The sequence below is a fragment of the Psychroserpens sp. NJDZ02 genome (assembly GCF_004843725.1).
Lineage (GTDB): Bacteria > Bacteroidota > Bacteroidia > Flavobacteriales > Flavobacteriaceae > Olleya.
Map to the genome: position 1 here is coordinate 2,067,540 of NZ_CP039451.1, position 14,155 is coordinate 2,081,694.

Genomic DNA, 14,155 nt, shown 5'->3' on the forward strand with positions numbered 1-14,155 from the left:
ATGTTATTTTTTTTAAAAATCAATATTAACACCTAAAACAAACGAACGTGGTCTAGGGTAGAAGTTGTTATCTATACCTCCGCTAATTTCAGGATCAATACCATCGTAATTAGTAAAAGTAGCCACGTTTTGTAAAGAACCATAGAATCTAGCATTGATGTCTTTAAATATGTCTTTGGCGTTATAACCAATAGTGATATTGTCTATTTTGAAAAAAGACCCATCTTCAACATAGTGATCACTTAAAGCGTTAGTTTCTGTGGTGTTTAGAAAACCTGTATTTAGATAATCTGAACTCAAATTACTTAAGTAGTTATTTGTTGTTGGAACGACATTGTTTAATGCTCCTTTTGAAGAAGCCACATCGTTATATACATAGTTTCCAATACTTGCTCTTGATATAACTGCTAGGTCCCAATTTTTATAATTAAGATTAGTATTAAAGCCCATGGTAACATCAGCTAAAGCGTCTTTGTATAGGTATTTATCGGCATCATTAATGACATTATCACCGTTTAAATCGGCATAAGCACCTTCAATAGGGCTTCCATTAGTGTCGTAAAGTTGTTTGTAAACTAGGTAGCTAAAAGGTGTTTCTCCTTCTCGGTGAACTTGAACGTTAGTTCCTACACCAGTAGAAATTCCTCCAATGGGTTGATCTCCTGGTAAGCTTGTTACTGTGTTTTCGTTAAAAGCAACATTGTAGTTAAAGGACCACGTAAAGTTGTCATTTTGAACAGGGATTACATTTAAACCAATTTCAATTCCTTTGTTTTCCATGTCACCAAGATTCGCTTGAATGGTGTTAGAAAAATTGGTAAAAGGGTCTACTGTAGATGTTGCGATTAAGTCTTGTGTCTTTCTTAAATAAGCATTAAATAAACCTGTAATTCTTCGGTCTAAAATACTAAAATCTAAACCAAGGTTTAAAGTACGACCAATTTCCCATTTTAGATTAGTGTTGATCGCTTCAGGTCTATACGTTTGATAAAATGAAGGGGAACCATTGTTATATCCAAATTGATAACCAGCACTATCCGTACTTGCTGTATAACGCGTTAGGAATAAATAATCACCTAAACCATTAACGTTACCAACTTCTCCATAACCAGCTCTAACTTTTAGATCATCAAAGAAAGAATTTTCCATGAAATTTTCATTACTGATATTCCAAGCAGCAGCAAGCGATGGGAAATAACCCCAACGATCTTCTGGGTTAAGTTTCGAAGAAGCATCAGCTCTAAGTGTAGCTGTTAGTAAATAACGGCTGTCAAAATTATAGTTTAATCTTCCAAAATAAGATAATAATACATTTTTAGATTTGTCTACAAATTCATATTCTAATCCATCTTCTTCTTTTTCGCTATTATAACTAAAGTTATCATATTCAAAAGATTGGTAAGAGTGTCCAGCAACTGCTGTAACGTTATGTTTTTCCTTAAAAGTTTTAGTATAGGTAAGGTAGGCATCAAACAATTTGTTGGTTGCTTCTTGTGTGTAATTAGAGAAAGAACCATTCCATGTCGGGTCTGAAGTAGGAATAAACTGTGATGTGCTGTTTCTTCCGTGACTGTTAGATTTGTCTAAACCAACATTAACAGTAGCAGTAATGTCTTTAAAGAATGGTAGCGTATAGTCGGCTTTAAAATTCCCTAAAAAACGTCTAACCTCTGCTGTGTCGTCCACTAAGTTTAGGAGAGCAAGTGGGTTTGTTGTTGCTAAATTAGCTTGTTGCCCAGTACTTTGATCTATCCATGTAAAGTAACCAGCATATGGCGAATTTACATCGTAAGGAGATTGTGTAGGATCAAACGATGTTGCCGATCCTATGGCACCTCTGTTTGCAAATTGATTTTCGGTATAACTTCCTTTAGCATTTATTTGAATCTTTAAACTTTCGTCTAGAAATGTTGGAGAAAGACTTAAAGCGGCATTTATACGTTCAAAATTATCACCTAATAAAACACCATCATGATCAGAATACCCTAAAGATGCTCTTATTGGAACACCGAAGGCGTTACCTAATGCGCTAAATCCATAATCTTTACCAAAAGACGTTTGGTAGATTTCATCTTGCCAATCTGTGTTTGCATTTCCTAATAAAGCAACACTTGTAGCGTCTGCATTAGAATCTAATGGCACGACACTTCTAAATTCATCAGCAGATAAAACATCAACATAATCTACAGGATTATAAACTGTTGTTTTAGTACTTAAATTAAATTCAAAGTCTTTATTTTTTCCTTTTTTAGTAGTAACAATAATAACACCGTTAGCCCCTCGAGACCCGTAAATTGAAGTCGCCGAGGCATCTTTTAAAACAGTGATACTTTCTATGTCACTCGGATTTAGAAGGTTTAATGGGTTTCTTGTTCCTCCAACACCTCCGTTGTCAATAGGAAATCCATCAATAACATATAAAGGAGAACTATTTAAAGATAACGAACCAACTCCACGAATGGTAATGTTTTGTCCTTCTCCAGGAGCTCCTCCACCAGAACTTACATTAACACCAGCTATTTTACCAGATATAAGTTGTTGTGCGGATACTATTGGTCCATCATTAAAATCTTTTTCTGTTACTAAATCTACAGAACCCGTTAAATCTTCTTTTTTAACGCCTCCATATCCGATAACTACAATTTCATCTAAAAGTGAAGCGTCTTCAATTAAAACAACATTAATCGTTGACTGTCCAGTGTAGGTTATTTCTTGAGTCGTGTAGCCCACGTAAGAATAGACTAATACATCTCCACTATTTACAGCAAGCGAGTATTTACCATCAAAATCGGTAGAGGCACCTCTCCGCGTGTTTTTTACAATAACATTAACCGCAGGTATGGGTAAGGCTGTAGTTTGCTCAGTAACTATTCCTGTAACTTTGCTTTGGGCAAATATAACAGTTGGTATAAACAGTAAAGCTAGTAGAAGCCTTTTTAAAATTGTTTTCATACAATAGTATTAAATTAGTTTAAATTATAAATGTATATTTCTACTTCTCGAGGTTAAAGCTATGTAAATTTTACGTTAATTTTTCGGTGACGCTTGTATTACCCGCAACGAAAACGTTTTCGTGTTAACAAGTTTTTGTGTTTTTGAGAAAAAACCACTATTAATAATGAATAATCATCATTTTTTGGTGCTGTTTAGGTTAAAACCAATAAGTTTAACGTCTTATATTTGTCAAATCTTAAACACTCCGTTTACCTAAGTGTAACTTATGAAAAAGAAAATAACCCTTAAACAGATCGCTAGAGAGCTAGATGTTTCTATATCTACAGTCTCCAAAGCCTTAAGAAACAGTATCGAAATTAGTGAGGATACGCGTCAGAAGATTCAGGCATTTGCTAAATTTTATAACTACAGGCCTAATAATATCGCACTGAGTTTAAAAAACAGAAAGACGAAAACAATAGGTATAATCATTCCAGAAATAGTACATCATTTTTTTTCTAAGGTGATTAGTGGTATTGAAGCTGTGGCTAATAAGCGGGGTTATAATGTTATTGTAGGGTTGTCAAATGAGTCTTTTTCTAAAGAAGTCATTAATATGGAAATGTTGGCGAACGGAAGTATAGATGGATTTATTCTTTCAATAGCCAAAGAGACGTTGCAACAGCAAGATTATCATCATTTTATTGAAACTATTAATCAAGGGATGCCTATAGTTATGTTTGATAGGGTCGTTAATGAGATTAATTGTGATAAAGTAATTGTAGATGATGCTTTAGGCGCTAAAAAGGCAGTGAACAAACTAATTGATAATGGATGTAAGCGTATTGCAATTATTACTACCAAGGATTATGTTAGTGTTGGGAAATTAAGAACACAAGGCTATTTAGAAGCTTTAGAAGACCATAAAATAAACCCAAAAGCAGGCTTGATTTTAAAGGTTGATGATCAATTATTATCCGAAGATCATTTAGATTCTCTTGAAAAAGAAATAGAAGTTTTATTTCAAAAGAATAAAAAATTAGATGGGATTTTTGCAGTGAATGAACTGTATGCACTGACGGCAATGAAGGTCGCTAGAAAGCTTGGTTTAAAAATACCAGAAGATATTCAAATTATTGGATTTACAGACGGTGTTTTGTCTAAGCATGCAGTGCCAGCCTTAACTACCGTAAGTCAGCATAGTCAGAAAATAGGTGAAAAAGCTGCCGAATTATTGATAAATAATTTAGAAAGAGAAGACGAGGAAGATGTCTACGAAACCGTAGTTATTGAAACCGAATTAATTGAACGCGCGTCCACAAAATAAAAATTTAACATTGCTCATTTAAAATCTTTTATATCTTTACGGCAATCAAAACATATATTTTTACTTCTCAGGTAATATAGTTTTGATAAGTAAAAGCTTATCAAAATAGTAATAATTTAAACTTACTATTTATGAAAAAGCGTACCCTTGGCTTTTGGGAAATTTGGAACATGAGTTTCGGTTTCTTAGGAATTCAATTTGGTTTTGCATTGCAAGGAGGCTTTATGTCTCGAATATTTCAAACTTTAGGAGCAGGTAAGGATGATATTCCATTATTATGGATAGCAGCACCTTTAACTGGTTTGTTGGTTCAGCCAATAATTGGTTACATGAGTGATCGTACTTGGAGTGTCAAATGGGGAAGACGTAGACCGTTTTTCTTAATCGGCGCTATATTAAGTTCGTTAGCACTATTTTTTGTGCCTTTTTCGCCAACTCTATGGGTGGCAGCAGGATTTTTATGGATTCTAGATGCTTCTATTAATGTATCCATGGAGCCGTTTAGAGCCTTAGTGGCAGACAAATTGCCTGACTCGCAACGCTCTTATGGTTTTGTAGTTCAAACCTTAATTATTGGTATTGGTACTTGGGTGGCAAGTAATTTACCTTGGATGGTGTCTAAGTTTGGAGTCAGTGACTCTGCAGATTTAGGAGTTATACCAGATTCGGTTAAAATTGCTTTTGCAATTGGTGCTTTTGTGTTTTTACTAAGTATTATTTATACCGTATTTACTACATCAGAATATCCGCCAGAAGACATGGAAGAGTTTGAGCGGGAGAAAGCTAAGAAAAACAATTTCATTCCTGATATCTTAGACAATATTGGAAATATGCCTTTGACTATGAAAAAATTAGGTATCATCCAATTCTTTTCTTGGTTTGCCTTTTTTACAATGTGGAGTTTAGCCAATCCAGCACTAACAGAACATGTTTTTCATACACCAGCGCCTATAGAGGCCGCTTTTGATATGGCAAATACTGTGCAAAAAGCAGCTTTTGATACACAGAATACAGCATTTCAAAAATCATCAAATTTAGTTGGGTCAGCAATGGGTATTTATGGATTGTCGTCTATGGCTTTTGCATTATTACTAGTACTATATACAGCCAAAAGGCGTATAAATCGTAAGCTAGTACACATGGGGTCCTTAATTTTAGGAGGAGTAGGTTTTTTATTAATGAGTTATGCCTCGCCAGAACAACTTAAGTATTGTTTTGTACTTATTGGTTTTGCTTGGGGAAGTATTCTATCAATGCCTTACGCCATGTTGTCCAGTTCTGTAGACCCAAAAAAGATGGGTGTAATTATGGGGATTTTCAATATGTTTATTGTTATCCCACAAATTATAGCAGCACTTGGAGGTATTAATTATATCTCAGGATTATTAGGTGAAGAGGCTATAAATGCCATGACGGTTGCAGGAATAAGTCTAATAATTGCGGGACTTTGCAATCTATTAATTACAAACAAACACGCAATCTCATATCAAGCAGAAGACATTTAAAGATGAATAAAAAAGGATTTATATTCGATTTAGACGGTGTCATTGTAGACACTGCAAAATATCACTTTTTGGCTTGGCAAAACCTTGCTAAAAGTATAGATATTGATTTTACACACAAACAAAACGAACAACTTAAGGGAGTTAGCCGAGTAAAATCATTAGAAAAAATATTAGAATGGGGAAATAAAACCATTTCAGAAGAATTATTTGCATCATTAATGGGTAAAAAAAATGAAGAGTATTTAAGCTTCATTGAAAAAATGACCGATGAAGAAATTTTACCCGACGTACCAAAAATATTAAATTATTTAATCGAAAAACAACAGCCAATTTCTTTAGGGTCTGCAAGTAAAAATGCACGACCAATTTTAGAAAAAGTCAATTTACTTTCAAAGTTTGATGCTATTGTGGATGGTAACGATGTTAGCAAAGCAAAACCAGATCCAGAGGTGTTTTTAATTGCAGCAAAGCATTTAAACATGAAGCCTGAAGATTGTATCGTTTTTGAAGATTCTGTAGCTGGCGTGCAAGCAGCAAATACTGCAAACATGATTTCTATTGGTATTGGCGAAAAAGAGGTGCTACATGAAGCTGATTATATCTTTTCAGATTTTACTGAAATAGAAAATAGCTTTATAGAAGAATTAATAAATAGATAAAATAACGTCATTCCGAACATAGTGAAGGAATCTTATAAAAAGAGTATTTCTTCATTTTATGTGTCGCATTGATAAATAAATATATAAAATGAATCAAGATTATATACAACCAGACAATTGGTCCATAATTGAAGAAGGTTTTGATGCAGATCGCGTTAAGTCTTCAGAAAGTTTATTCAGCATCGGTAATGGTGCAATGGGTCAGCGTGCTAATTTTGAAGAACAATACACAGGTCCAACTTTTCAAGGAAGTTATATTGCAGGTGTTTACTATCCTGACAAAACCAGAGTAGGTTGGTGGAAAAATGGTTATCCAGAATATTTTGCTAAAGTATTAAATGCACCAAATTGGATAGGTATAAATGTAGAAATAAATGGTGAACAACTAGATTTAAATACGTGTGTTTCTGTTTCTAATTTTAGAAGAGAGCTTAACATGCAAGAAGGTTGGTTGTCTAGATCGTTTACTGCAACGCTTCAAAATAAACTAGAAATTGAAGTGAAAGCACTTCGTTTTTTAAGTTTGGATTTAGATGAAGTTGGTGCAATTAATTACCAAGTAACACCTTTAAATGGAGACGCAACTATCAAGTTTCAACCGTATTTAGATTCAGGAATTACTAATGAAGACACCAATTGGGACGACCAATTTTGGGATACTTTAAAATTGACTATAGAGAATAATGAAGCTTTTATTGAAGCAAAAACAATGAAAACAGGTTTTCATACGTGTACGTTTATGCAGGCTTCAGTATATGTCGATAACCAAAAACAAGAGCAAAACCCTGAAATTAACCAACAGGAAAATGCGATTACATTTACTTATAGCCTTTCGGTTGTAAAGGGACAAACAGCAAGTGTTGTTAAGTTTGGAGGTTATACTGTAGATCGTAATCACGATAAAGATCAATTAGTTTCAGCAGCAAAAAAAGCATTACATACAGCTTCAGAAAAAGGATTTACACAACTTTTAGAAGCGCAAAAGCAAGCTTGGGATGCGATTTGGAAAATGTCAGATATCACTATTGATGGAGATGTAAAAGCACAACAAGGGATTCGTTTTAATATTTTTCAATTAAATCAAACCTATTTAGGTAAAGATTCTAGTCTAAATATTGGTCCAAAAGGATTTACTGGCGAGAAATATGGAGGAAGCACCTATTGGGATACGGAAGCGTATTGTATCCCGTTTTACATGGCTACCAAAGATCAAAATGTGGCGCGTAACTTATTAAAATATAGATATAATCACTTAGAAAAAGCAATTGAAAATGCTGCGAAGTTAGGGTTTAAAAACGGAGCCGCATTATATCCAATGGTAACCATGAATGGTGAAGAGTGCCATAACGAATGGGAAATTACCTTTGAAGAAATCCATAGAAACGGAGCTATAGCGTTCGCTATTTTTAACTACTATCGTTATACAGGCGATTACAGTTATATTCCGGAAATGGGATTAGAAGTCCTTATCGGAATCGCAAGATTCTGGCAACAACGTGCTACGTTTTCAGAAGATAAAAATAAGTACGTTATTTTAGGTGTTACAGGTCCAAACGAATATGAAAATAACATCAACAATAATTTTTATACTAACTATTTAGCAAAGTGGTGTATTGCTTATGCGTTAGAAAATATCGAGAAAGTTAAAGAAGGACATCACGACGATTACTTGCGTATAACAGGCAAAACCAAAATCACGCACGAAGAGTTACGTGCTTGGCAAAAAGTTGCAGATAATATGTATTTCCCATATTCTGAAAAGCATCAAGTGTTTTTACAACAAGATGGCTTTTTAGATAAAGAATTAATTACTGTAGCGGATTTACCAAAAGTAGACCGACCAATAAATCAGAAGTGGAGTTGGGATCGTATTTTACGTTCGCCTTATATTAAACAGGCTGATGTATTACAAGGATTTTACTTTTTTGAAGATCAATTTTCTACTGAAGAATTAAAACGTCATTTTGATTTTTACGAGCCATTTACAGTGCATGAAAGCTCACTATCACCTTGTGTGCATAGTATTCAAGCAGCTAAGCTGGATCAGATGGATCAAGCATATACGTTCTATTTACGTACGTCTCGTTTGGATTTAGATGATTATAATAAAGAGGTAGAAGAAGGCTTGCATATTACTAGTATGGCTGGTACTTGGATGAGTATTGTGGAAGGTTACGGTGGTATGCGTATTAAAAATGATATGCTAAATTTTGAACCTCGTATTCCTAAACAATGGGATGCCTATTCGTTTAAAGTTAATTTTAGAGAGCAGATTTTAAAAGTAAATGTATCACAATCCGAAACGACTTTCGAGTTGGAAGGTAACTGCGATTTAGATATAATTGTGAATAATAACTCCTTAACTGTTTCGCCAAATAATTTGGTGAAAGCATAAGCATTACTATCTCCGAAGGATTTAATTTATTATAAAAAAATAATAGAATTATCTTTCGGAGAATCGCTTATAATATAATTGTCATTTGGAGATTAACGGAGCATTTAAAACATTTAAAGATGAAAAAAGCACTAGTACTATTAATATTTATCGGTTACTTTTCGTGTAAAACGAAACCTGATCAGACTAGTATTTCAAATTCTAATAAAGATATAGAAACGGCGCATAGTGTTGATGCTATTGAAGCTATAAAACTTGAAAAAGCAATTTTAGCTGGCGGTGCATTATATCGGGTCAATCCATTTCCTTCAAAATATATTACACCAAGACCAGTTGATATTTGGTTGCCAGAAAATTATACAACAGACAAAACGTATGCAGTTTTATACATGCATGATGGTCAAAATTTATTTGATGCGACAACCACTTGGAATAAGCAAGAATGGATGGTGGATGAAATAGCGACTAAGCTAATGTCAGCAAACGTGGTTAAAGATTTTATCGTCGTTGGTATTCATAACATCCCGGATATCCGTTGGCAAGATTTATTTCCTCAAAAAGCATTCGATTATTTATCAGATACAGATAAGGAAACCGTCTTATCAGAAGCTAAGAAAAACAACTTTAGCACCAATTTAAATGGAGACAATTACCTCAAGTTTTTAGTAGAAGAGGTTAAACCGTTTATAGATGCCACTTATTCCGTTAACACCGACAGTTCAAATACATTTGTGGCGGGGTCTAGTATGGGCGGATTAATGGCTATGTATGCTATTTCAGAATATCCAGACATTTTTGGTGGGGCAGCAGGTTTGTCAACACATTGGCCAGGAGGAGAGCCAAAAAAAGATAATCCCATAGCGAAAGCTATTTTTGATTACGCTAAAGCGAATGCTCCAAACCCTAAAAACCATAAGTTGTATTTTGATTTTGGAACCAAGACATTAGATCAGTTTTATCCACAATACGAAGCAACAGTAAACACTATTTATAAAGATAAAGGGTATAACGCTTCAAATTTTAAAAATCTAAAATTTGAAGGTACGGATCATAGCGAGTTGTCTTGGCAAAAACGTTTTGATATTCCGTTAACTTTTTTACTTGCAAAATAAATGGCATTTGGTGCTAAGTAAAGTGCCTTTTAAAATACAGAGATGAAAAAAATTAAATACATACTACTTCTATTTTTAATAACTACAGTTTCTATTGCTCAGAATAGTGATAGGCAATTTGTAGATGCCAATCTTCAATCTGGTAATACCTTTAAAGTGGAAGTTAATGATGGTGTTTATTTCATTAATTTTTATAATTCAGAAATTATTGAAACGACTTTCATTCCAAAGGGTGAAGATGTAAACAGTAAATCGCATGCAGTAATCATGCAGCCTAAAGCAACACATATAACTATTGATGAGGATGACTCTCAGGTTAGTTATAAATCGGAAGGTATTTCAATAACCATTCAAAAACAACCGTTTCAAATTTTATATTCTTATCATGATAAACCTATCATTTCAGAAAAAGCGGGTTACGTCAAAAATGACAGTTTAGAAACGATTCAGTTTAACTTAAAACCAGACGAAGTATTATACGGTGGAGGCGCAAGAGCATTAGGCATGAACCGCAGAGGTAACCGTTTAGAGTTATACAACAAAGCACATTATGGTTATGAAGACCGTAGTGAATTAATGAATTACACGATGCCAATTGTGGTGTCTTCAAACAAATATTTAATTCATTTTGATAATGCGCCCATTGGCTTTTTAGATTTAGATTCTAAAAAAGATAATACCCTGACTTACGAAACCATTTCAGGTAGAAAAACTTATCAAATAGTGGTTGGTGATTCTTGGTTGGATCTAACCAAAAACTACACGAAATTAACAGGAACACAACCGATGCCACCAAGATGGGCTTTGGGTAATTTTTCTAGTCGCTTTGGTTATCATTCGCAACAAGAAGTCGAAGCAACGGTTCAAAAATTTAGAGAGGAGGAGATTCCGTTAGACGCTATAATTATTGACATTTTTTGGTTCGGGAAAACCATTCAAGGGACCATGGGGAATTTAGCGTTTGATCGCGATTCTTTTCCTAATCCAAAACAAATGATAAAAGGGCTAAAAGACAATAATGTAAAAACTGTTTTGGTTACAGAGCCTTTTATATTAACCACATCAAAACGTTGGGAAGAAGCAGTCAAAGCAGATATTTTAGCAAAAGATACGCTTGGAAACCCGTTTACATTCGATTTTTATTTTGGTAACACAGGACTGATAGATATTTATAATCCAAAAGGAAAACAATGGTTTCAAAACATATATAAAGACTTATCGGATTTAGGTGTCTCTGGTGTTTGGGGAGACTTGGGAGAACCCGAAGTGCATCCTAAAGGATTACAACACGCCACAGGAACAGCAGACGAAATGCATAATATTTACGGTCATAATTGGGCGGAATTAGTGCAAGAAATGTACAGCAAAAATACGCCCAACACAAGACCTTTTATTTTAATGCGTGCCGGAAGTTCGGGATCGCAACGTTTTGGAATGATTCCTTGGTCTGGAGATGTTAATCGTACATGGGGAGGATTACAATCTCAGCCAGAAATTGCACTACAAATGGGACTGCAAGGGTTGGCGTATATGCACAGTGATTTAGGGGGTTTTGCTGGTAATAATTTAGATGACGAGTTGTATGCACGTTGGTTACAATATGGTGTTTTTCAACCTATTTATAGACCGCATGCGCAAGAAGATGTGCCAGCAGAACCTGTGTTTAGAAGCGATAAAGCCAAAGCATTGGCAAAAGAAGCAATCGAATTACGTTATAAATTACTACCATATAATTACAATTTGGTGTTTCAAAATAACCAAACCGGAGCACCTTTAATGCGTGCCTTGTTTTTTGAAGAGGAAGACAATACAAATTTGCAAACCAATGCATCCACTTATCTTTGGGGTAATGATTTTTTAGTTACGCCAATTGTAAATCCTAATCAAACGGAAGCTGAGGTTTACTTTCCGAAAAAAAGTAATTGGTTTAATTATTACACAGACCAAAAGGTAAACGGAGGACAAACACTTTCCGTGAAAACGGAAGAAAATAGCATTCCGACATACGTTCGTGGTGGTGCCTTTATTCCGACTGCAAAACCAATGCAAAGTACAGCGGAGTATGACGGAAACAGATTGGAGTTGCATTACTATTTTGATGCATCGGTTTCAAAAAGTAAGCGCACACTTTATAATGATGATGGAGTAACTAATGCTGCTTTTGAAAAAGGGAAATACGAGATTTTAGAGTTTGATTCTAAAACCACAAAAAAAGCACTAGAGTTTCAGTTTGATGCGGAGGTTGGTTCTAGTTATGCAACTTCGATAAAAATAATGACGGTTGTAATTCATAATTTTCCAAAGGATCCAAAGCATATAAAATTCAACAGAAAAAAAATAGACTTTAATTATAATCAAACTAGTAAGGTTTTAAGTTTTGATGTGCAATGGAATACGTCAGAAGGCAGCAAAACACAAATAAAATATTAAGTATAATATGAAAAAAGGGATACTTTTAATAGCAATTACAATGCTTGCTTTCAGTTGTAAAACTGAGACAAAAGAAGCACAAAACTTAGCCGATAATCAAAAACCAAAGACTATGGAAACACCTTTTGTTTGGGAAGCAGCAAACTTATATTTTCTGTTAACGGATCGTTTTAATAATGGCGATAAAACTAACGATATTAACTACGGTCGCACTAAAGAAACAGGTATTTTACGCGGTTTTGAGGGTGGCGATTTAAAAGGAATCACTCAAAAAATTGAAGCTGGTTATTTTACCAATTTGGGTGTTAATGCGATTTGGATGTCACCAATTGTGGAGCAAATTCATGGTGCAACCAATGAAGGGACCGGAAATACTTACGGATATCATGGCTATTGGACAAAAGATTGGACTAATATCGATGCCAATTTGGGAACCAAAGCAGATCTTAAAAATCTAGTGGATGCAGCACATAAAAAAGGCATTCGTGTTTTATTGGACGCGGTAATTAACCACACGGGACCTGTTACAGAAAAAGATCCTGTTTGGCCAAGCGATTGGGTGAGGATAGGGCCACAATGTGACTATAAAAATTACGATAATACAGTAACGTGTACGTTAGTTAAAAATCTTCCAGATATAAAAACAGAAAGCAATGAGGCTGTCGCTTTGCCACCTGAATTAGTCAAAAAGTGGAAAGCAGAAGGGCGTTATGAGCAAGAGGTCGCAGAGTTAGATGCGTTTTTTAAAGCAACGGGTTACCCTCGCGCACCTCGTTTTTATATCATGAAATGGTTAAGCGATTACATCACAGATTTTGGAATTGATGGTTACAGAGTCGATACCGTAAAACACACCGAAGCTTATGTTTGGCAAGAGTTTAAGTCGGTTTGTGATAACGCTTTCGCGGAATTTAAGCAGAACAACCCAGATAAGGTTTTAGATGATAATGACTTTTATATGGTTGGAGAGGTTTACAACTACGGAATTTCGGCAGGAACAGCTTTTGATTTTGGAGATAAAAAAGTCAACTATTTTGACAAAGCATTTAATAGCTTAATCAATTTTGAATTTAAATGGGATGCTGCTCAAAAATCTTACGAAACACAATTTAAGGGCTATGGTAGTATTTTAAATAGCAACTTAAAAGGTTACGGTATTTTAAATTACTTAACCTCTCATGACGATGGGCAACCTTTTGATGCTAATAGAGAAAAACCATTTGAAACTGCAACCCGTTTATTACTTGCGCCAGGAACGTCTCAAATTTATTATGGAGATGAGTCTGCAAGAGATTTAACCATCGAAGGGACAATTGGTGATGCGACATTAAGAAGTAATATGAATTGGAACGAATTATCTCAAAAACAAGACATAGTAATCCATTGGCAAAAGCTTGGGCAATTTAGACGTAATCATCCAGCAGTAGGAGCAGGACAACATAAAATGATAAGTGAATTGCCTTATGTGTTTAGCAGAAGTTATAGTAAAAACGATTTTAAAGATGATGTTATTATTGGTTTAGACTTGCCTGAAGGCGAACAAACTATTACGGTGTCTTCTGTGTTTAAAAACGGAACGACAGTTAAAGATTTTTATTCGGGAGAAACATTTACAGTGGCTAACGGAACAATTACAATAGCAACAGATACAAACATCATTTTGTTAGAAAAAGCAAATAATTAAACTAGCAAATAACCAATGTCACACTGAGCGCAGTCGAAGTGCTTGTAAATGATAAGCAAGATTTAAAATAAAAAAGAGAACATTCAAAAGAAGTAAACAAAACATTATT

The 14,155-nt window shown here is 34.6% G+C and carries 8 protein-coding genes; 7 read left to right on the top strand and 1 reads right to left on the bottom strand.

The features are described from left to right. Positions 1-12 precede the first annotated feature (12 nt). Positions 13-2,952 carry a SusC/RagA family TonB-linked outer membrane protein gene (locus E9099_RS08990; RefSeq protein WP_136583318.1) on the bottom strand — a complete coding sequence of 980 codons (2,940 nt, stop codon included), beginning with the start codon at positions 2,950-2,952 and terminating at the stop codon, positions 13-15. 268 nt (positions 2,953-3,220) lie between these two features. Between E9099_RS08990 and E9099_RS08995 the strand changes: the two genes are divergently transcribed. From E9099_RS08995 to E9099_RS09025, 7 genes are all read left to right on the top strand, one after another. Continuing rightward, positions 3,221-4,261 (top strand): LacI family DNA-binding transcriptional regulator, encoded by a 1,041-nt coding sequence (locus E9099_RS08995; protein WP_136583319.1) that lies wholly within the window; start codon positions 3,221-3,223, stop codon positions 4,259-4,261. A gap of 131 nt (positions 4,262-4,392) precedes the next feature. Next, positions 4,393-5,766, top strand: a complete 1,374-nt coding sequence (locus E9099_RS09000; protein ID WP_136583320.1) for an MFS transporter — start codon at positions 4,393-4,395, stop codon at positions 5,764-5,766. A 2-nt stretch (positions 5,767-5,768) separates the two neighbouring features. Further along, entirely contained in the window at positions 5,769-6,425 is a 657-nt protein-coding gene (gene pgmB / locus E9099_RS09005) for a beta-phosphoglucomutase (protein ID WP_136583321.1), read from the top strand. A gap of 88 nt (positions 6,426-6,513) precedes the next feature. Further along, positions 6,514-8,820 (top strand): glycoside hydrolase family 65 protein, encoded by a 2,307-nt coding sequence (locus tag E9099_RS09010; RefSeq protein WP_136583322.1) that lies wholly within the window; start codon positions 6,514-6,516, stop codon positions 8,818-8,820. Positions 8,821-8,939: 119 nt separating this feature from the next. Beyond that, a complete protein-coding gene (locus tag E9099_RS09015; protein WP_136583323.1) occupies positions 8,940-9,932 on the top strand; it encodes an alpha/beta hydrolase in 993 nt (330 codons plus the stop codon). A gap of 42 nt (positions 9,933-9,974) precedes the next feature. Continuing rightward, positions 9,975-12,362, top strand: a complete 2,388-nt coding sequence (locus E9099_RS09020; protein ID WP_136583324.1) for a TIM-barrel domain-containing protein — start codon at positions 9,975-9,977, stop codon at positions 12,360-12,362. A gap of 7 nt (positions 12,363-12,369) precedes the next feature. Then, the gene (locus E9099_RS09025; RefSeq protein WP_136583325.1) at positions 12,370-14,046 is read left to right on the top strand and encodes an alpha-amylase family glycosyl hydrolase; all 1,677 of its coding nucleotides are present in this window, start codon (positions 12,370-12,372) and stop codon (positions 14,044-14,046) included. Positions 14,047-14,155 lie beyond the last annotated feature (109 nt).